The sequence below is a fragment of the Paracoccus sp. FO-3 genome (genome assembly GCF_006386455.1).
Lineage (GTDB): Bacteria > Pseudomonadota > Alphaproteobacteria > Rhodobacterales > Rhodobacteraceae > Paracoccus > Paracoccus versutus.
In genome coordinates, this window is the sequence record NZ_VCBQ01000061.1 from 1 (window position 1) to 20151 (window position 20151).

Sequence of the window (20151 nt, forward strand, 5' to 3'; positions counted from 1 at the left end):
CGCGGGCGGCAAGGGAGCGGCCGCGCGCATCCAGCGCGTTGCCCGCCGCCGCGGGGTCGCGGCCGGCATCGGTGGCATGGCCCGGCAGGGCCGGCTCGGCCAGCAGCCGGTCGGTCGGCATCAGCTCGGGATAGTCGCCTACCATGTCGCCGCATGCGGCAAGGCTTGCCAGCGCCAGCGCGCCCCAGATCCGCCCCATGCCGTTCCCCTGAAAATTCATGTGCCGGACCATAGGCCTGCGGGGGTGGCGAGGGCAAGATGTGCTCTTTTCTTGGCGCGGCTGGCCGCCTAGAAGGCGGCATGGCAAGAACCCAGGGCTCGAAGGCAGAGATTACCGGACCGCTGGTCCGCGACGCCGCGCGCAGGCTGTTTGCGCGCCACGGCTATGCCGCGGTCTCGATGCGCCAGATCGCGGCCGAGGTCGGCGTGCAGGTCGGCACGCTCTACAGCTATACCGCCGACAAGCAGGCGCTGCTGGCCGACCTGCTGCGGGTGCATATGGAAGAGCTGCTGGCCGCCTGGCGCGACGATCCGGCCCGGCCCGCGCTCGACCGGCTCGAGGCGTTCCTGCGCTTTCACATCCAGACCAGCCTGGAGCGCCCCGAGGCGGTGTTCCTGTCCTATATGGAGCTGCGCAACCTGACGCCCGAGAACCGCGCCGAGATCGCCGCCCTGCGCCGCCGCTACGAGGATGCGCTGGAGGCGATCCTGATCGCCGGCGAAGCCGAGGGCGCGATGGCGGTGCCCGACACGCGGCTGGCCACCATGGCGCTGATCGCCATGCTGACCGGCGTCACCAACTGGTATCGCGAGGGCGGCCGGCTGGACCAGGAACGGGTGGTCGCGGTCTATCGCGAATTGGTGCGCGGCGCGGTGGGTGCATGACCCTTTGCAACCGGCCGGCGTGATCCGATATAAGACGGCATGAGCCTGCCGCCGCAATTCCTTGACGAGATCCGCGCCCGCGTGCCTTTGTCGCGCGTGATCGGGCGCAAGGTGGTCTGGGATCTGCGCCGCTCGAATCAGGCCAAGGGCGATTGGTGGGCGCCCTGTCCCTTCCACGGCGAAAAGACCGCCTCCTTCCATGTCGACGACCAGAAGGGCTTCTATTACTGCTTCGGCTGCCACGCCAAGGGCGATGCGCTGACCTTCCTGCGCGAGGCCGAGGGGCTGGGTTTCATCGAGGCGGTCGAGCTGCTGGCCGCCGAGGCCGGCCTGCCGATGCCCGAGCGCGACCCCCGCCAGGTGCAGCGCGCCGACCGCCGCACCGAGCTGGTCGAGGTCATGGAACAGGCGGTGCGCTGGTTTCGCATGCAGCTGGGCATGGGCCCGGCCGAGGCGGCGCGGGCCTATCTGGCCCGGCGCGGGTTGGACGAGGCCGCCTGCGAAGCCTTCGGCATCGGTTTCGCCCCCGACCAGCGGCAGGGCCTCTACAACGCCCTGCGCGCCAAGGGCATCGCCGAGGCGCTGATCGTCGAGGCCGGGCTGGCGGCCAAGCCCGAGGATGGCGGCGCCTCCTTCGACCGCTTTCGCGGCCGCATCATCTTTCCGATCCGCGACGGGCGCGGGCGCTGCATCGCCTTCGGCGGCCGGGCGATGGACCCGAACGCGCGGGCGAAATACCTCAACAGTCCCGAGACGCCGCTCTTCGACAAGGGGCGCAACCTCTACAATATCGGCCCGGCGCGGGCGGCGGTGGCCAAGGGCCGGCCGCTGGTGGTGGCCGAGGGCTACATGGACGTGATCGCCCTGGTCCGGGCGGGTTTCGAGGGCGCGGTGGCCCCGCTGGGCACCGCGATCACCGAGGACCAGCTGCGGCTGATGTGGCGCATCTCGCCCGAGCCGGTGATCGCGCTCGACGGCGACCAGGCGGGGCTGCGCGCGGCGATGCGGCTGATCGACCTGGCCCTGCCGATGACCGGGCCGGGGCAGGCGCTGCGCTTTGCCTTCCTGCCGCAGGGGCTGGACCCGGACGACCTGATCCGCGCCCGCGGGGCAGGGGCGATGGGCGCCGTGCTGGACGAGGCGCGGCCGCTGGTCGACCTGCTGTGGCGGCGCGAGACCGAGGGACGGGTCTTCGACAGCCCCGAGCGCCGCGCGGCGCTGGACAAGGCGCTTGCCGAGGCGGTGGCCAAGATCCCCGACAAGGACACCCGCGACCATTACCACGCCGTGCTGCGCAACCTGAAATGGGAGCTGTTCGGCAACCGCCGCCGCGCCGATGCGCCCGCGGCCGCGCGCCCGGCCCGCGACTGGCCCCGCGACTGGCAGGGGCAGGGGCGCAATGCCCGCTTCCAGCCGGTCGCGCCGGCGGCGCCCACGCGCGCCTCGCGGCTGTCCTCGCCCGACATGGACGGGCAGCAGGCCGAGGCGCTGGTCGAGGCCATGGTGCTGGCGATCTGCGCCACCCATCCGGGCCTGATCGCCCCGGTCGAATCGCGGCTGGAGCGGCTGGAGCCGCAAGATGCGGACCGCGCCGCGCTGATCCACGACCTGCTGTCGGGCACGCAATCCCAGGCCGGGCAGCGCGCCCTTGAAAGCATCATGGCCGACCCCCATGTGAGGGCGGCCCCGGCGATCCTGCGTCCGCATGACGGCGATGCCGCCGCCGGCATCCTTGCCAATGCCCTGGACCGGATCGAGGCCCGCCGCGCCGCGCGCGAGGAAATCGCCCGCGCCGAGGCCGAGATCGAGGGCCTGGCCGACGAAGGCCTGACTTGGCGCATGGCGCAATCCGCCCGTGCCCGCCAGCAGGCCGACCACCCCTCGCTGGCCGACCTGTCGGACCTGGGCGAGGACAGCGACGCCTATCGGGCCATCCTCGATGCGGCGCTGAAGAACGAGATCTGGCGCAAGCCGCGCCGCTGAAAGGCGCGCGAATCGCCTGCGCCGAATCACCCCGGCCGGCGCCGGGTCGCAGGCTTTGAATCGCCGGCGATTCGCGCTAGAACCGGCCGATAGCCGATCCCGATTCGCCGATTCGCGAATCACCGCTTCAAGGGAGCCAGCATGGCAGCCAACGACGAAGACCAGAAGCCCGAGGCCAAGGACGACGATCCTTCGCTGGACATGTCGCAGGCCGCGGTCAAGCGCATGATCGCCGAAGGGCGCGAGCGCGGCTTCATCACCTATGACCAGCTCAATGCCGTCCTGCCGCCCGAACAGGTCAGTTCCGACCAGATCGAGGATGTCATGTCCATGCTGTCGGAAATGGACATCCGCGTGGTCGAGAACGACGAGGAGGCCGAGGAGGCCGAACCGGGCGGCGAGCTGACCACCACCGGCTCGGGCTCGCGCGAGCTGACCGTCGCCACCGCCGAGACGGAAAAGCTGGACCGCACCGACGACCCGGTGCGCATGTATCTGCGCGAGATGGGCTCGGTCGAGCTGCTGTCGCGCGAGGGCGAGATCGCCATCGCCAAGCGCATCGAGGCCGGCCGCAATACCATGATCGCCGGGCTTTGCGAAAGCCCGCTGACCTTCAAGGCCATCACCATGTGGCGCCAGGAGCTTCTGGACGAGGACATCCTGCTGCGCGACGTGATCGACCTCGAGACCACCTTCGGCCGCTCGATGGACGAGGACGGCGAGGAAGAAGAGGTTCTGCCGACCGAGACCCGTCCCGCCGCAGGCAACGGTGCCGCGCGCGAAGAGGAAGAGTTCGACGCCGACGGCAACCCCATGGGCCGCGAGGAGGACGAGGACGAGGACGACGGCCAGAACCTGTCGCTGGCCGCGATGGAAGCCTCGCTGAAGCCCAAGGTGCTGGAGACGCTGGAGGCCATCGCCCGCGGCTACGAAGAGCTGTCGCACATGCAGGACAACCGCATGTCGGCGACGCTGAACGAGGACGGCACCTTCTCGGCCGCGCAGGAAAGCGCCTATCAGGAGCTGCGTTCGCGCATCGTCGCGCTGGTGAACGAGCTGCACCTGCACAACAACCGCATCGAGGCGCTGGTCGACCAGATCTATGGCATCAACCGCCGCATCGTCACCATCGATTCCAACGTGGTGAAGCTGGCCGATGCCGCGCGCATCAACCGGCGCGAATTCATCGACGCCTATCGCGGCAGCGAGCTGGACCCGACCTGGGTCGAGCGCATGATGCAGCACAAGGGCCGCGGCTGGCAGGCGCTGTTCGAGAAATCCCGCACCCAGGTGGAAAGCCTGCGCGCCGAGATGGCCATGGTCGGCCAGCATGTCGGCGTGGACATCGAGGAGTTCCGCCGCATCGTCAGCCAGGTCCAGCGCGGCGAAAAGGAATCGCGCCAGGCCAAGAAGGAAATGGTCGAGGCGAACCTGCGCTTGGTGATCTCGATCGCCAAGAAATACACGAACAGGGGCCTGCAATTCCTTGATCTCATTCAGGAAGGCAATATCGGCCTGATGAAGGCCGTGGACAAGTTCGAGTATCGCCGCGGCTACAAGTTCTCGACCTATGCGACCTGGTGGATCCGCCAGGCGATCACGCGAAGCATCGCCGACCAGGCCCGGACCATCCGCATCCCGGTCCACATGATCGAGACGATCAACAAGCTGGTGCGCACGGGGCGGCAGATGCTGCACGAGATCGGCCGCGAGCCCACGCCCGAGGAACTGGCCGAAAAGCTGCAGATGCCGCTGGAAAAGGTCCGCAAGGTGATGAAGATAGCCAAGGAGCCGATCAGCCTCGAAACCCCGATCGGGGACGAGGAGGACAGCCAGCTTGGCGATTTCATCGAGGACAAGAACGCCGTCCTGCCGCTCGACTCGGCCATTCAGGAAAACCTGAAGGAGACGACGACGCGGGTGCTGGCCAGCCTGACCCCGCGCGAGGAGCGGGTTTTGCGGATGCGCTTCGGCATCGGCATGAACACCGACCACACGCTGGAAGAGGTCGGCCAGCAGTTCAGCGTCACCCGCGAACGCATCCGCCAGATCGAGGCCAAGGCGCTGCGCAAGCTGAAACATCCCAGCCGGTCGCGCAAGCTGCGGTCCTTCCTGGACCAGTAACCGCCCGGATCAATGAAAAAGGCCGCGCCCCAGGGCGCGGCCTTCGTCGTTCCGGGCTCAGCCGTGCTTTTCGATCCAGTCCACGAAGGCATCGACATAGGCTTGCAGGAACTTCGCGGTCTTTTCGTCGGTGACGCTGCCGTCGGCGGCATGGGCCTCGGCGTGCCACTGGATATAGGCCTCGGGCATGCTCATCATCACCGTGCCGACATGGACCAGGTCGTTTTTCAGCCGCGCCTGCGCCAGCGCCGCGCCGATCACGCCGGGCGAGGTGCCGGTGACGGCCGCGGGCTTGCCCTTCCACGAGTTCTGGCCATAGGGGCGCGTCGCCCAGTCGATCGCGTTCTTGATGACGCCCGGATAGCTGCGGTTGTATTCCGGCGTGATCGCCAGCACCGCGTCGGAATGCTCGATCCGGTCCTTGAGCCGCAGAACCGATTCGGGCGGATCGGCCCAAAGGTCGTCGTTGTAATGCGGCAGATCGCCGATATGCAGCAGGTGGAACTGCAACCGGCCCTCGGCCAGTTTCTGCAATGCCTTCATCAGCTTGTGGTTGAGCGAATCCTTGCGCAGCGACCCCACCATGACGGCGACGGACTTGACCATGCCTGATCTCCTCTTGCGGTTTTCAGGGGCAAGCTAGGGATGCAACCGGCGCGAGGGAAGGGGGCCTTGCGCTTGCATTCTGGGGGAAAAAGGTGAACAGTCCCCGGCAAGCGACGCGAAACCGCGGTTGGGACAAGGCGCAGGGGCCGATGGGCGAGGCGGAAAAAATGCAGGCATGGCTGGCGGATGCGGGCAATCTGCGGCTGCTGTTGGTCGCGGCGCTGGCGGCGCTGGCGCTTTGCCTCGTTGCGCTGTGGCGAACGCGGCGTTCGGCAGCGGCGGATGCCGTGCTGGCCCGGCGGCGCGAGGCCGAGTTGCAGGCGCGCTGCGATGCCGAATCGGCCGGGCTGCGCGACCAGCTTCTGGCCGTCAGCCGGCTGGAGACGCGGGCGGAATCGCTGACCCAGCGCCTGCAGGAGCTGGTCGAGGAGCGCGACGGGCTGAGCGATGCGCTGCATCGCGAAAGGCAGGCGGTCTCGCGGCTGGAGCGCGACCTGGCGGAAACCCGGCTGGCGGCGCAGAAGGACCGCGAGGCGGCCGAGCGCGACATCGCCACCCTGCGCGAATTGCGCGAGGAGATGACCGGCCAGTTCCGCCTGCTGGCCAACGAGACGCTGAAATCCCAGGGCAGCGAGATGCAAAAGGCGCATGGCGAGCAGCTTTCGGCCCTGCTGACTCCGTTTCGCGACCAGGTCCACCGCTTCCAGACCGAGCTTCAGGCCCGCAACAAGGCCACGGACGAGGAACGCGCAAGGCTGCGCGAGCAGATCGAATACCTGCACAAGCGCTCCGAGGACATCTCGCGCGAGGCGGTGGCGCTGACCCGCGCGCTGAAAGGCGACAGCCAGAAGCGCGGCGCCTGGGGCGAGATGATCCTCGAGCGCATCCTCGAGGATTCCGGCCTGATCGCCGGCACGCATTACGACACGCAGTCGAGCCATCGCGACACCGACGGCAAGCTGTGGCGGCCGGACGTGATCGTGAAGATGCCGCAGAAGAAGCTGCTGGTGATCGACAGCAAGGTCTCGCTGAACGCCTATGAAGAGGCGGTGAATGCCGAGGACATGCCGACCCGCGACGCCGCGCTGCGTCGGCACGTCGCCTCGGTTCGCGCCCATGTCGCCGGGCTTGCCGCCAAGGGCTACCAGGCGCTGGACGAGGGCTCGGTCGATTACGTGCTGATGTTCATCCCCGTCGAGGGCGCCTTTTCCGAGGCGCTGCGCGTCGATCCCGACCTGGCGCGGCACGCGATGGAGAGCCGGGTGGGGCTGGCGACGCCGACCACGCTGATGCTGACCCTGCGCACGGTGGATCACATCTGGACGGTCGAGCGGCGCGAGTCGAACGCCATGGCCATCGCCGCCCGCGCCGGCCAGCTTTACGACAAGCTGCACGGCTTCGTCTCGGCGGTCGAAGATGTGGGCAGCGCGCTGGAGCGGGCGCAGAAAAGCCACGCCACCGCCATGGACCGGCTGACCCGCGGGCCGGGCAACGTCATCCGCCAGGCCGAGATGCTGCGCGACCTGGGCGCGCGCACGCAAAAGCGGATCGTACTGGACCATGACGGCGTCGAGTCGCTGGAAGCGCCGGGCGAGGCGGCGGAGTAGCTCATTGGGTATTTGTGCAACGGAGAAACCCATGGCGGGGAGTGATTGGGCGCCTTGGCGCAAACCGCCGGGGCTCTGCAGGGTTGAGCGCGTCGACCTGAACAATCGCGAGTTCTGGCGATTGCTGGTCAAGGCGCCTGTCGGCAAGGTCATGCAGGTCTTGGCGACCCTGGCGATTGCCTTGCATGCAAGGTCGCTGGCCATGCCCGCGGGCAGCGCAGATCGCGCGCAGGTCGAGGCCTGCATGTGGATCGGCACCAGCGTTTTCTTGGCCGCCTGCCTCGTTTTGCTCGTTGAGGCGAGCGGGTTCAACCACGGGCTGAAACGCGCTGATCGCAGCCTGCATTCGGCAGCTTGGTGGCGGTGGCACCTGCTGAGCCGCTTTGCCGGGCAGGTTTTGGTCGTGCTGGCCTTCAGCGGGGTTGTGGTTCTGGGCATATCGGCCCTGGAGCGCCTGTTTTGAACACCACCTTCACCATCCCGACCCGCGGGCCGGCCTGTCATGATTTCACCGCCGAGGTGGAGGCCTGGCTGCGCGGCATCGGCGCGCAGGGGGGCGTGGTGACGCTGTTCGTGCGCCATACCTCCTGCTCGCTCCTGGTGCAGGAGAACGCCGACCCGGACGTGCAGCGCGACCTGCTGGCCTGGCTCGACCGCATCGTGCCGTCGGCCGATCATCCGTCGATGCGCTACCTGACGCATCGCGCCGAGGGGCCGGACGACATGCCCGCGCATCTCAAGGCCGCGATCCTGCCCGTCAGCCTGCAGATCCCCGTCGCGCGCGGCCGGATGGAACTGGGCACCTGGCAGGGCATCTACCTGGTCGAGCATCGCGCCCAGCCGCATCGGCGTGAGGTGGCGGCGCATTTCCAGGGCTCGTGAAGCCGGCCTGCCGCAGCGCAGGAAAACCCTTTTCCTCGCGGCACGGATATGGAAACCTGCCACCCCAAGCGACAGGGATTCACAGGGCAGGGCATGGCGTCAGGAAACCGATCTCAGACGGCTCAGGGGCTGACCCTGATCGCGCCGCCGCTGGGCTATGCCGTGCTGGTGCTGGCGGCGCCCCTGCTGACCATCCTGGCCTATTCCTTCTTCAAGGACGGCTACCTGACGGTGATCCGCGAATTCACGCTGGAGAACTATCGCACCGTCTGGGCCGACCCGATCTTTCACCGCATCATGCTGCGTTCGCTGGGGGTGGCGGCGCTGGTGACGCTGGCCACCGTGGTGCTGGCCTTTCCGGTGGCCTATTTCCTGTCCTTCGCCGTCTCGCCGCAGAAAAAGGCCATGTGGCTGTTCCTGATCACCATCCCGTTCTGGACCAGCTACCTGATCCGGGTTTTCCTGTGGAAGGTGATCCTGGGCTATAACGGCGTCATCAACTCGGGGTTGAAGACGCTGGGGCTGATCGAGCAGCCGCTGACCTTCATCCTCTACAACGTCAACGCCATGGTCATCACGCTGGCCCATGCCTATGCGCCCTTCGCCATCCTGCCGATCTTCATCGCGCTGGAAAAGATCGACCGCTCGCTTCTGGAGGCCGGGCGCGACCTGGGCGAGAGCCGCGCCATGACCTTCTGGCGCGTCACCCTGCCCTTGGCCATGCCAGGGGTGGTGGCGGCGGCGCTGATCGTCTTCATCCCGACCATCGGCGACTATGTCACCCCGGCGCTGATCGGCGGCGGCAAGATCCCGATGATCGCCAACATGATCCAGGCGCAGATGCTGGACCTCGACAACCGGCCGATGGGCTCGGCGCTGGCGGTGACGGCGATGCTGATCGTCGCGGTCATCAGCCTGGCCTTCATCGCCGTGAACCGCCGCTTCCTCAGGGTGCGGCAATGAAGGGCGGGGGCCTGCGCGCCTATGCGCTGATCTACCTGCTGTTCCTTTACGCGCCGATCCTGCTTCTGCCGATCTTCGCCTTCAATTCGGGCACGATCATCGCCTTTCCGCTGAAGGGCTTTACCACGGAATGGTTCGCGCAGATGTGGGGCAATGCCTCGCTGCGCCGGGCGCTGACCAATTCGCTGACCATCGCCGTCAGTTCCTCGATCCTGGCGACCTGCCTTGGCGTATTCGCCGCCCGCGCCTCGACCCGCTTCGCCTTTCCGGGCAAGGGGCCGATCATGGGGCTGATCATGCTGCCGCTGGTGCTGCCCGAGATCATCGTCTCGATCTCGCTTCTGGTGGTGCTCTTGTCGCTGGGCGTGCAGCTGAGCATCCTGACGGTGATCCTGGGCCATACGCTGATCTGCATGCCCTATGCCACGGTGATCCTGTCCACCGCCTTCAACTCGCTCGACCGTTCGCTGGAGGAGGCGGCCTATGACCTGGGCGAGACGCGGATCAGCGCCTTCCGGCTGGTGATCCTGCCGCTGGTCATGCCGGGCATCATCTCGTCCCTGCTGATGAGCTTCACCATCAGCCTGGACGAATTCATCATCGCCTTCTTCCTGGCCGGGAACGAGCCGACGCTGCCCACCTATATCTTCAGCCAGCTGCGTTTCCCCAAGCAGATCCCGATGATCATGGCGCTGGGGACGGTGCTGGTGCTGCTGTCGATCGCCCTTTTGACTATCGCCGAATATTTCCGCCGCCGCGGCATCGCCAAGACCGGCGCCAAGGATACCGGAGGCTTCCTGTGACGACCCAAAACCCCGGCCCGAAAAGCACCGCCGCCCATCGCGCCGCCATGGCCGGCGCGCGCCCGATGATCGAGATCCGGCAGGTGCAGAAGCATTACGGCGATTATCACGCGCTGCGCGGCATCGACCTGACCATCCGCTCGGGCGAGTTCTTTTCGCTGCTGGGGCCCTCGGGCTGCGGCAAGACCACGCTTCTGCGCACCATCGCCGGGTTCGAGGATATTTCCTCGGGCGTGGTGCTGATCGACGGGCAGGACATGCAGGACGTGCCGGCGAACCGGCGGCCGACCAACATGGTGTTCCAGTCCTATGCCATCTTCCCGCACCTGACCGTGGCCGAGAACGTGGGCTTCGGCCTGCGCCGCGACCCGCGCTCGCGCGCCGAAAAGGCGGCGGCGGTCGAACAGGCGCTGGAGATGGTGGGGCTGAAAGGCTATGGCAGCCGCGCCAGCCATGCGCTGTCGGGCGGGCAGCGGCAGCGGGTGGCGCTGGCCCGCGCGCTGATCCTGAAGCCCAAGGTGCTGCTGCTGGACGAGCCGCTTTCGGCGCTGGACCGCAAGATGCGCGAGCAGATGCAGGTCGAGCTGATCAAGCTGCAACGCCAGGTCGGCATCACCTTCGTCCTTGTCACCCACGACCAGGAAGAGGCGCTGGTCATGTCCGACCGCATCGCGGTGATGTTCGAGGGCCAGATCGCCCAGCTCGACGGGCCCGAGGCGCTTTATGCCCGCCCGACCAGCCGCCGGGTGGCGAATTTCATCGGGGTGATGAACTTCCTGCCCGCCCGCGTGCTGGGCGAGACCGCCGATGCGGTGCAGATCGAGGCGCCGGGGCTGGGCCGCGTCGACATTCCCCTGGCCAATGTCAGCCAGGCCGATCCGGGCGACGACGGCCCCTCGATCGGCTTCCGGCCCGAGGCGGTGTCGCTGGTCGCGCCCGGCGCGCAGGGCGCGAACCGGGTGGCCGAGGGGGTGATCGACGAGGTCGTCTATTACGGCGACATGACCTATTACGACGTGCGGCTGGACGGCTCGGCCGGCTTCGACGGCCAGGCGCGGCCGGTGCGCATCGCCATGCGCAACGTCTTCGGCCGCGAGGTGCAGGATGTCGGCACCCGCGCGAATGTGAGCTGGTCGCCGGGCTCGCTGGTGCTTTTCCGCTGATCGGCGCGTAAGCGGCCGCGGCATTCCGCCGAGCCGGTTTGCGGCCCCGGCCACCCCATGCCACAGTCCGCCCACACGCAACAGACGGAGATCGAGATGATCGCACGTTTCGCAATCCTGCCCGCCCTGGCCCTTGGCCTGACCGCAGGCGTGACGCTGGCGCAAGAGACGGCCCCGGCCGCGCCCGCCGCCCCCGAGGCCCCGGCCACGACCGAGGCGCCTGCCGCCGTGCCGGCCCAGGACAGCGCCGCCGCCTATGAAAGCGCGCGCAACCAGCTGGGCGTCCTGGCCTATTGCCAGGAGCAGGGCCATATCGACGGCAAGGCGGTCGAGATCCAGACCAAGCTGCTGGCGATGATCCCGGCGGGCGACAGCGCCAAGGGCGATGCCGCCGAGGCCAAGGGCAAGGAAGGCACCGTCTCGGCCATGGGCGTCGAGCGGACGCTGGCCGATGCCGCGACCGAGCAGAACACCACCGAAGAGGCGCTCTGCAAGCAGATGGAAGGCTTGCTGCAACAGCTCGCCTCGCAGGTTCCGGCCTGACGCCTTGCCGATCGTTCTTGGCGCGGGGCCAGTCGCTCGGCCCTTCGCCTCTGGCCGGCTCCCTCTCGGGGCCGGCCATTTTCGTTACAGGGGCGGGTTACAGGGGCGGCAGGGCCGCCTGAACCTTCCTGGGCAGGGCGCCGCGCACCAGGCGATAGGAATGGCGGATGCGATGCGCCAGCTCGTCGGGCGCCGAATCGAGCGGCAGCGCGACCCAGCTGCGGTGCAGATAGGCCGCGCGCTCGGCCACGCCGGTCTCGATCAGGAATTCGGCCGTCTCGGCGCTGTCGGTCTTGACCGAGACATGGGTGCCGATGGCGCCGGTGACGGCAAAGGTCTTGCCGCCGATCTTCCAGCAATCATGGCCGCCGCCCCAGGGATCCGACCACTCGGCCCCAGGCTGCGCGGCGCAGATTTCATTGACCAGTTCGCGGCTCATGGCCCAAGTTTTGCAGCCTCTCTTGGCATAGGCAAGACAATGCGTTAAGGCGGGCGCATGAAGGCAGGAACCGCCACCACTCGCTGCATCATTACCGGCTGAAAATTCAGGCGGGCGGTTCATGGTGACCTGACGACGCCCGCAAAGGGGAAGTCATGGTCGAGATCAGGCTGACGAATACCAGGACGCGCCGGAAAGAGGTTTTCCGGCCCATCGACCCGCAGAACGTGCGGCTCTATCTCTGCGGGCCGACGGTCTATGACCGGGCGCATCTGGGCAATGCCCGCCCGGTGGTGGTGATCGACGTGCTGGTGCGGCTGCTGCGCCACGTCCATGGCGCGGACCATGTCACCTATGTGCGCAACTTCACCGACGTGGACGACAAGATCAACGCCGCCGCCCTGGCCCGCAAGGAGGCCGGTGCCGAAGGCAGCCTCGAGGAGCTGATCCGCGAGCGCACGCATGAGACCATCGGCTGGTATCACGCCGACATGGATGCGCTGGGGGCGGCGCGGCCGGATTACGAGCCGCGCGCCACCGATTACATCGGCGAGATGATCGCCATGATCGAGACGCTGGTCCAGGGCGGCCATGCCTATGCCAAGGACGGGCATGTGCTGTTCCGCGTGCGCAGCTTTGCCGGTTACGGCAAGCTTTCGGGGCGTTCGGTCGACGACATGATCGCCGGCGCCCGCGTCGAGATCGCGCCGTTCAAGGAAGACCCGATGGATTTCGTGCTGTGGAAGCCCTCGGATGCGGAACTGCCGGGCTGGGACAGTCCCTGGGGCCGCGGCCGTCCGGGCTGGCATATCGAATGCTCGGCCATGTCCTACGAATTGCTGGGCGAAAGCTTCGACATCCATGCCGGCGGCATCGACCTGCAATTTCCCCATCACGAGAACGAGATTGCGCAAAGCTGCTGCGCCCATCCGCATGGCGATTTCGCCCGCGTCTGGCTCCATAACGAGATGCTGCAGGTCGAGGGGCGCAAGATGTCCAAGAGCCTGGGCAATTTCTTCACCGTCCGCGACCTCTTGGACCAGGGCATTCCGGGCGAGGTGATCCGTTTCGTGCTGCTGTCGACGCATTACCGCAAGCCGATGGACTGGACGGCCGAGAAGGCGCGCGAGGCCGAGGCCGTGCTGCGCCGCTGGCGCGGCCTTGTCGCGGGGATCGACCCCGCGCCAAGCCCGGCACCCGCCGTCCTGGCCGCGCTTGCCGACGACCTCAACACCGCGGGTGCGATCGCGGCCTTGCACGAGATGGCGGGGCAGGGCGACGGCGCGGGCCTGCTGGCCGGCGCCCGCATGCTTGGCCTGCTGACCGAGGATCTGGGCGGCTGGATCGCCGAGGGCCCCGACCTGTCGCCCTGGGCCGAGCGCATGGCGGCGCTGCGTGCCGAGGCCAAGGCCAGCAAGGATTTCTCGGCGGTGGACGGCTTCAAGCAGCGCCTGCTGGCCGCCGGGGTCGAGGTGCGCATGGGCCCGGCCGGGGTCGAGCTTCTGCCCGGTCCGGATTTCGACGCCGCCGGACTGCCCGAATAACCGAACACCAGCCAGCCGAAGGGGCCGCCCCGATGACGCGCCAGCGCCTTTACCTTTACGACACCACGCTGCGCGACGGGCAGCAGACCCAGGGCGTGCAGTTCTCTGCCGCCGAAAAGGCCGAGATCGCGCAGATGCTGGACCGGCTGGGCGTCGATTACATCGAGGGCGGCTGGCCGGGCGCCAACCCGACCGACAGCGATTTCTTCGCCCAGGCCCCGGCGACCCGCGCCACCATGACCGCCTTTGGCATGACCAAGCGCGCCGGCCGCTCGGCCGACAACGACGACGTGCTGGCGGCGGTGATGAATGCCGGCACCCCGGCCGTCTGCCTGGTCGGCAAGACCCATCCCTTCCATGTCCGCGAGGCGCTGGGGATCTCGCTCGAGGAGAACCTCGACAATATCCGCGCCTCGGTCGCGCATCTGGTGGCCCAGGGGCGCGAGGCGCTGTTCGATGCCGAGCATTTCTTCGACGGCCATGACGAGGACGCGGATTATGCCCTGGCCTGCCTGCGCGCGGCGCTGGAGGCGGGCGCGCGCTGGATCGTGCTGTGCGACACCAACGGCGGCACCCTGCCCGAACGGGTGGGGCAGGTCACGCGCGCGGTGATCGCGGCCGGCATCCCCGGCGACCGGCTGGGCATCCATTGCCATGACGATACCGGCAATGCCGTGGCCTGCACGCTTGCCGCGGTCGATGCCGGGGCGCGGCAGGTGCAGGGCACGCTGAACGGGCTGGGCGAGCGTTGCGGCAACGCGAGCCTGACCAGCCTGATCCCGACCCTGCTGCTGAAGGAGCCCTATCGCTCGGCGCTGGAAACCGGCGTCACCGCCGAGGGGCTGGCCGGGCTCACGCGCATCTCGCGCCGGCTGGACGAGATCCTGAACCGCCCGCCCGCCCGGCCCGCGCCCTATGTCGGCGCTTCGGCCTTTGCCCACAAGGCCGGGCTGCATGCCAGCGCCATCCTGAAGAACCCGGCGACCTACGAGCATGTGGACCCCGCCACGGTCGGCAACGAGCGCATCATCCCGATGTCGAACCAGGCCGGGCAGTCGAACCTGCGCGCGCGCCTTGCCGAGGCGGGGATCGAGGTCGGCCGCGACGATCCGGCGCTGGCGCGCATCCTGGACCTGGTCAAGGCGCGAGAGGATGCCGGCTATGCCTATGACGGCGCGCAGGCCAGCTTCGAGCTGCTGGCGCTCGCCGAACTGGGCCGGATGCAGCATTACTTCACCGTCGAGCGCTACCGCGTCACCGTCGAGCGGCGCAAGAATGCGCTGGGGAAACGGATTTCCGTCTCGGAAGCCGTGGTGGTGGTGCAGATCGGCGGCGAGCGCATGCTGTCGGTCAGCGAAAGCATGGATGCCGAGGGGCATGACCGCGGCCCGGTCAACGCGCTGTGGCGGGCGCTGGCCAAGGACCTGGGCCCCTATCAGGCGGCCATCGACGACATGCACCTGGTCGATTTCCGCGTCCGCATCACCGGCGGCGGCACCGAGGCGGCGACGCGGGTCATCATCGACAGCGCCGACGGGCAGGGCCATCGCTGGTCCACCGTGGGCGTCTCGCCCAATATCGTCGATGCCAGTTTCGAGGCGCTGGTCGATGCGATCCGCTGGAAGCTGGTCCGCGACCGGGTGGTGCCGGCATGAGCCTGGACGATTGCGCCGAGGCGCTGCGCGAGCACGATCCCGATCGCTTCGGCATCTGCCTGCTGGTTCCCGCCGAAGCGCGGCCGCGGCTGCTGACGCTTTATGCGCTGAACCTGGAACTGGCGCGTGCGCCCTTGGCCTCGACCGAGCCGCTGATCGCCGAGATGCGGCTGCAATGGTGGATCGAGCGGCTGGAGGACATCGGCGCCGGCAAGGCGCAGTCGCATGAGCTGCTGACGCCGCTGGCCGAGGCCTGGGGGCCGCGCGCCGCCGGTTTCGCCGTGCTGGCCGAGGCGCGGCGCCGCGATGCGGCGCGCGAGCCGCTGGACGGGCCTGAAGCCGTCGCGGCCTATGTGCGGGATACGGCGGTGCCGCTGGCGCGCTTCGCCGCCGAGGCCCTGGGCTGGGAGGCTGCCGGGGGCTTCGCGCCCCCGGACCCCCGCGGGGTATTTGGAAAACGGAGAAAGCCGGAGGTTGCCGAGATCGTCGACGCCCAGGCCGAGGGGGCGGGGTTGGCGCATTGGCTGGCCGCGCTGCCGGTCTTGCAGGGGCTGGGGCTGGGCCTTTGGGACGCCTCGCCCGAGGCGCTGGCCGGGATCGCGGACAGGGCCCGCGCGAAGCTTGCCGAGGCCAGGGCGCAGCGCCGGCTTGTGCCGCGCCGGCTGGCGCCGGTGCTGTTTGCCGGCGCGGGCGTGCGGGCCGCGTTGCGGGCGGCGCCGCGGGGGATCGAGGCGCTGGCCGGCGCCGCGCCCTCGGAGTTCCGCCGCCGCCTTGCGCTTGGCGCCTTTGCGCTGACGCATCGCTGGTGGATATGAAAAAGGGCGGCCTCGCCGGGCCGCCCTGCTTCGTTGCGATGCCCTGCGGATCAGCCGCGCAGGATGGACTTGCCGGCATATTCCGCTGCGGCGCCCAGCATTTCCTCGATGCGGATCAGCTGGTTGTATTTCGCCAGCCGGTCCGAGCGCGCGAGGCTGCCGGTCTTGATCTGGCCGCAGTTCGTCGCCACCGCCAGGTCGGCGATGGTCGCGTCCTCGGTCTCGCCCGAGCGGTGCGACATGACCGAGGTGTAGCGCGCGCGATCCGCCATGCGCACGGCGTCGAGCGTCTCGGTCAGCGTGCCGATCTGGTTCACCTTGACCAGCAGCGAGTTGCCGCAGCCCCGCGCGATGCCCTCGGCCAGGCGCGCCGGGTTGGTCACGAAGAGGTCGTCGCCGACCAGCTGCACCCGGCCGCCCAGCGTGTCGGTCAGGAGCTTCCAGCCTTCCCAGTCGTCCTCGGAACAGCCGTCCTCGATCGACAGGATCGGGTAGTCGTTGCACAGCGCCTCGAGATAGGCGACGTTCTCGGCCGGGGTCAGCGACTTGTCCTCGCCGGCCATTTCATACTTGCCGCCCTTGAAATACTCGGTCGAGGCGCAGTCCAGCGCCAGCATGATGTCGTCGCCGGGGGTGTAGCCGGCCTTCTCGATGGCCTTGAGGATGAAGTCCAGCGCGTCGCGGGTGCTGCTGAGGTTCGGCGCGAAGCCGCCCTCGTCGCCGACGCCGGTGGCGAGGCCCGCCGCCGAGAGTTCCTTCTTGAGCGTGTGGAAGACTTCCGAGCCCATGCGCACGGCTTCGCGGATGTTCTCCGCCGAAACCGGCATGATCATGAATTCCTGGATGTCGATGGGGTTGTCGGCATGTTCGCCGCCGTTGATGATGTTCATCATCGGCACCGGCAGCACGCGGGCGCCGGCGCCGCCGACATAGCGGTAGAGCGGCTGGGTGCAGGCTTCGGCCGCGGCCTTGGCCACCGCCAGCGAGACGCCCAGGATGGCATTGGCGCCCAGGCGGCCCTTGTTCGGGGTGCCGTCCAGCTCGATCATCATGCGGTCGATGGCGACCTGTTCGGTCGCGTCCTCGCCGATCAGGTTCTCGGCGATCTCGCCGTTGACGGCGGCGACGGCTTCCAGCACGCCCTTGCCCATGTAGCGGGCCGTGTCGCCGTCGCGCTTCTCGACCGCCTCATGCGCGCCGGTCGAGGCGCCCGAGGGCACCGCCGCCCGGCCCATGGTGCCGTCTTCCAGCGTCACATCGACCTCGACCGTCGGGTTGCCCCGGCTGTCCAGAATCTCTCGCGCGAATATGTCGATGATGGCGGTCATGTCTGCGTCCCCCTTGGCTGACGAGCTTTGGCGCTGTTTAACCGCCTTCGCAATTGCAGAAAAGCGTCAATCCGCCCCGGCCACCCCATCCTCGCCGGGAATGCGCGAGGTGACGCGCGCCGGCTGGTAGCCGCGCGGCACCTCTTCATGCGCATCGACGGCGAGGTCGGCCCAGATCGGCAGGTGGTCCGAGGCCGCCCGCGCCATCTCGTTGTCCAGCACGCCGCAATCCAGCACCTCGATGCTGCGCGAGACGGCGAAGCGGTCGTAGCGCAGGCGCGGGAAGGGCGCGGGCCAGCTGGGGCCGGGGGTGACGACGCGCAGCGCCTCAAGCGCCTCAAGCCCGCGCGAATCGTGCCATTCGTTGAAATCGCCGGTCAGCGCCATGCGGTCGTGGCCGATGCGCCGCGCCTGGGCGATGATGCGCGACAGCTGGGCGCGGCGCGACGAGCGCATCAGCCCCAGATGCACCGCCACCACCGTCAGCCCCGGCAGGCGCAGCACCAGCGCGCCCCTGGGCTCGATCCCCGGCAGGGGCAGGCGGCGGATCTCGGCCCTCTCGCGCAGTTCGGGGCGCAGCAGGATGGTCTGGCCGTGCCAGCCCAGCGAATTCTCGCCGGTGCCCAGGAAGGGGGCGGGGACCATGCCGGTGGTCTTTTCGATCAGCGCGCGCGGCAGCGCCTCGGGGCGGGCGCCGAAGCGGAAATCGACCTCTTGCAGGGCGATCACGTCGGCATCCAGTTCGGCGATGACGCGCAGGTTGCGCTCGGGCGCGTGCGGGCCGGTCATGCCGCGGCACTTGTGCAGGTTGTAGCTGGCCAGGCGAAGGTGGTCGGGGCTCGGATGGTCGGGGCTTTTCGGCATTGGGCCTTTCGCTGCTGCTCAGGTGCCGCAGAAGGTGCGACGGACGATCTCATCGGGGGCGGGGGCCTGCGCGAAGCCGTCCCATTCCGGCCGGTCCTGGAAGGGCGCGCGCAGCGCCGCGTCGAGCGCGTGGAAGGGCGCGTAATCGCCCTCGCGCCCGGCGGCGATGACCTCCTCGATGCGGTGGTTGCGCGGGATGCGGCGCGGGTTGGCGCGCGCCATGACCTGGCTTGCGTCCGCAAGGTCGCGGATGCGCGACCGCCAGCCCTCGGCCCAGGCGTCGAACTGCTGGGGCGCCGCGAATTCGTCGCGGGCGCGGCCGTCGGCCAGCCCGGCGAAGGTGCGGGTGAAATCCGCCTCCTCGGCCGCCATCAGCGTCAAGAGCCGCTCGATCAGCGCCCGGTCCTCGGGGCGAGGGTCGGCGATGCCCAGCTTGGCGGCAAAGCGCTTCAGCCATTCCGCCTGGTAGAGCCCAGGGAAGCTGTGGACGATGCGCGTCGCCTCGGCCACCGCCGCGTCGTCGTTGCCCATCAGGGGCACCAGGCAGCTGGCGAATTGCGCCAGGTTCCAGACCGCGATGTTGGGCTGTTCGTTCCAGGCATAGCGGCCCTGGGCGTCGATCGAGCTGAACACCTTGTCGGGGCGGTAGCCGTCCATGAAGGCGCAGGGGCCGTAGTCGATGGTCTCGCCCGAGACCGACATGTTGTCGGTGTTCATCACCCCGTGGATGAAGCCGAGCGCCATCCAGCCGGCGATGGTCGCGGCCTGCCGCTCGACCACGCGCTGCAGCAGGTCGGCCGCGCCCGAGGCATCGGGATAGTGCCGGGCGATGACGTGGTCGGCCAGCAGTTGCAGCCGCTGCCGGTCGCCGCGGGCGGCGTAGAATTCGAAGGTGCCGACGCGGATATGGCTGGCGGCGACGCGGGTCAGCACCGCGCCGGGCAGCAGCGTCTCGCGGATCACAGTCTCGCCGGTGGTGACGGCCGCAAGGGCGCGCGTGGTCGGGATGCCGAATGCGGCCATGAATTCGCTGACCAGGTATTCGCGCAGCACCGGGCCCAGCCAGGCCCGCCCGTCGCCCCGGCGCGAGAAGGGCGTCGGCCCGGCACCCTTCAGCTGGATGTCGAAGCGCGCCCCGTCCGGCGCCACCACCTCGCCCAGCAGGACCGCGCGCCCGTCGCCCAGCTGCGGCACGAAGCCGCCGAACTGGTGGCCGGCATAGGCCTGGGCGATGGGCTCGGCCCCCTCGGGCAGGGCGTTGCCGGCCAGCATGGCCACGCCCTCGGGGCTGGCAAGCCAGTCGGCGTCGAAGCCCAGCCGCTCGGCCAGGGGCCGGTTCAGCGCCACAAGCCGCGGGTCGCGCACCGGGGTCGGGGGGGTGCGGGTGAAGAAACCTTCCGGCAGTCGGGCATAGCTGTTGTCGAAGTGGATCATCGCGGCCCTCCCTTCGGACATTAATCTAGACCCGATTGCCGGAATGTTAAGGGTGGAGGCGATTCAATGCGTCACGCTGCCCGAGAACAGGTTCACGATGACGACACCCGCGACGATCATGGAAAGCCCGACCACCGCCGCGAAATCCAGACTCTGGCCAAAGACGACAAGCCCGATCAGCGAGACCAGCACGATCCCCAGCCCGCTCCAGATCGCATAGGCGATGCCCAGCGGCATGGCCCGCAAGGCCAGCGACAGGAAATAGAACGAGCCCGCATAGCACAGGCCCATCAGCAGGGTGGGGACAAGCCGGGTGAACTGCTCGCTGCGCTGCAGGAAGGTGGTGCCGACCACTTCAAGCGTGATGGCGGTGAAAAGCGTGGCATAGGTCAGGACCGGCATGGCGTCTCCACTCGTTCGTCGCCGGCCCATCTAATTCGCGGGACGGGGGAAAGTCACGCCACTTGCACGAAAACGGCCAAGCGCGTATCCCACGGCTTTGCCATAGCTGAC

19 protein-coding genes and 1 pseudogene are annotated in these 20151 nt (G+C 68.5%); 13 read left to right on the forward strand and 7 right to left on the reverse strand.

The genetic code is table 11. The features are described 5' to 3' along the window. Positions 1 to 199 (reverse strand): annotated as a pseudogene (locus FE811_RS16575) (hypothetical protein); the annotation flags it as partial. Positions 200 to 300: 101 nt separating this feature from the next. Here FE811_RS16575 and FE811_RS16580 point away from each other — a divergent pair. The 3 genes from FE811_RS16580 to rpoD all read left to right on the forward strand — a co-directional run bounded on the left by FE811_RS16580 (position 301) and on the right by rpoD (position 4992). Further along, positions 301 to 885 carry a TetR/AcrR family transcriptional regulator gene (locus FE811_RS16580; protein ID WP_036754636.1) on the forward strand — a complete coding sequence of 195 codons (585 nt, stop codon included), beginning with the start codon at positions 301 to 303 and terminating at the stop codon, positions 883 to 885. A 39-nt stretch (positions 886 to 924) separates the two neighbouring features. Next, a complete protein-coding gene (dnaG, locus tag FE811_RS16585) occupies positions 925 to 2868 on the forward strand; it encodes a DNA primase (RefSeq protein ID WP_114535341.1) in 1944 nt (647 codons plus the stop codon). A 141-nt stretch (positions 2869 to 3009) separates the two neighbouring features. After that, complete coding sequence (rpoD, locus tag FE811_RS16590) at positions 3010 to 4992, forward strand: RNA polymerase sigma factor RpoD (protein ID WP_036754631.1); 1983 nt, start codon at positions 3010 to 3012, stop codon at positions 4990 to 4992. 57 nt (positions 4993 to 5049) lie between these two features. Here rpoD and FE811_RS16595 read toward each other — a convergent pair whose 3' ends face one another. Then, positions 5050 to 5598 (reverse strand): NADPH-dependent FMN reductase, encoded by a 549-nt coding sequence (locus FE811_RS16595; RefSeq protein ID WP_072463534.1) that lies wholly within the window; start codon positions 5596 to 5598, stop codon positions 5050 to 5052. 167 nt (positions 5599 to 5765) lie between these two features. On the opposite strand from FE811_RS16595, the gene rmuC reads away from it, so the two are divergent. The 7 genes from rmuC (at position 5766) to FE811_RS16630 (ending at position 11559) form a co-directional block, all read left to right on the forward strand. Then, the gene (gene rmuC, locus FE811_RS16600) at positions 5766 to 7205 is read left to right on the forward strand and encodes a DNA recombination protein RmuC (RefSeq protein WP_244294901.1); all 1440 of its coding nucleotides are present in this window, start codon (positions 5766 to 5768) and stop codon (positions 7203 to 7205) included. Between the two features lie 31 nt (positions 7206 to 7236). After that, positions 7237 to 7668, forward strand: a complete 432-nt coding sequence (locus FE811_RS16605; protein WP_116220895.1) for a hypothetical protein — start codon at positions 7237 to 7239, stop codon at positions 7666 to 7668. Then, complete coding sequence (locus FE811_RS16610; RefSeq protein ID WP_116220896.1) at positions 7665 to 8087, forward strand: secondary thiamine-phosphate synthase enzyme YjbQ; 423 nt, start codon at positions 7665 to 7667, stop codon at positions 8085 to 8087. Before FE811_RS16605 ends, FE811_RS16610 begins: the two co-directional genes overlap by 4 nt. 93 nt (positions 8088 to 8180) lie before the next feature. Beyond that, on the forward strand, positions 8181 to 9050 hold the full coding sequence (locus tag FE811_RS16615; protein WP_036754616.1) for an ABC transporter permease: 870 nt from the start codon (positions 8181 to 8183) through the stop codon (positions 9048 to 9050). Next, positions 9047 to 9853, forward strand: a complete 807-nt coding sequence (locus FE811_RS16620) for an ABC transporter permease (RefSeq protein WP_116220897.1) — start codon at positions 9047 to 9049, stop codon at positions 9851 to 9853. Before FE811_RS16615 ends, FE811_RS16620 begins: the two co-directional genes overlap by 4 nt. Before the next feature lie 65 nt (positions 9854 to 9918). Continuing rightward, positions 9919 to 11016, forward strand: a complete 1098-nt coding sequence (locus FE811_RS16625; RefSeq protein WP_114535344.1) for an ABC transporter ATP-binding protein — start codon at positions 9919 to 9921, stop codon at positions 11014 to 11016. Between the two features lie 96 nt (positions 11017 to 11112). Continuing rightward, positions 11113 to 11559, forward strand: coding sequence for a pore-forming ESAT-6 family protein (locus FE811_RS16630; RefSeq protein ID WP_036754774.1), 447 nt, complete (start codon positions 11113 to 11115; stop codon positions 11557 to 11559). 97 nt (positions 11560 to 11656) lie between these two features. On the opposite strand, the gene FE811_RS16635 is transcribed toward FE811_RS16630, so the two are convergent. Continuing rightward, positions 11657 to 11998 (reverse strand): MmcQ/YjbR family DNA-binding protein, encoded by a 342-nt coding sequence (locus FE811_RS16635; RefSeq protein ID WP_036754610.1) that lies wholly within the window; start codon positions 11996 to 11998, stop codon positions 11657 to 11659. 155 nt (positions 11999 to 12153) lie between these two features. Between FE811_RS16635 and cysS the strand changes: the two genes are divergently transcribed. The 3 genes from cysS to FE811_RS16650 are packed head-to-tail and all read left to right on the forward strand — an operon-like array spanning position 12154 to position 16012. Beyond that, positions 12154 to 13542, forward strand: coding sequence for a cysteine--tRNA ligase (gene cysS / locus FE811_RS16640; RefSeq protein ID WP_116220898.1), 1389 nt, complete (start codon positions 12154 to 12156; stop codon positions 13540 to 13542). Between the two features lie 32 nt (positions 13543 to 13574). Beyond that, on the forward strand, positions 13575 to 15197 hold the full coding sequence (gene cimA / locus FE811_RS16645; RefSeq protein WP_116220899.1) for a citramalate synthase: 1623 nt from the start codon (positions 13575 to 13577) through the stop codon (positions 15195 to 15197). Next, positions 15194 to 16012 (forward strand): squalene/phytoene synthase family protein, encoded by an 819-nt coding sequence (locus FE811_RS16650; protein ID WP_116220900.1) that lies wholly within the window; start codon positions 15194 to 15196, stop codon positions 16010 to 16012. The genes cimA and FE811_RS16650 overlap by 4 nt, the downstream gene beginning before the upstream one ends. A 50-nt stretch (positions 16013 to 16062) precedes the next feature. Here FE811_RS16650 and eno read toward each other — a convergent pair whose 3' ends face one another. The 4 genes from eno to FE811_RS16670 all read right to left on the reverse strand — a co-directional run bounded on the left by eno (position 16063) and on the right by FE811_RS16670 (position 20040). After that, complete coding sequence (gene eno, locus FE811_RS16655) at positions 16063 to 17340, reverse strand: phosphopyruvate hydratase (protein ID WP_116220901.1); 1278 nt, start codon at positions 17338 to 17340, stop codon at positions 16063 to 16065. A 66-nt stretch (positions 17341 to 17406) separates the two neighbouring features. Beyond that, a complete protein-coding gene (locus tag FE811_RS16660) occupies positions 17407 to 18204 on the reverse strand; it encodes an endonuclease/exonuclease/phosphatase family protein (protein ID WP_036754585.1) in 798 nt (265 codons plus the stop codon). Between the two features lie 18 nt (positions 18205 to 18222). Continuing rightward, entirely contained in the window at positions 18223 to 19638 is a 1416-nt protein-coding gene (locus FE811_RS16665) for a YdiU family protein (protein ID WP_116220902.1), read from the reverse strand. 63 nt (positions 19639 to 19701) lie between these two features. Continuing rightward, entirely contained in the window at positions 19702 to 20040 is a 339-nt protein-coding gene (locus FE811_RS16670) for a multidrug efflux SMR transporter (protein ID WP_116220903.1), read from the reverse strand. Between the last annotated feature and the right edge of the window lie 111 nt (positions 20041 to 20151).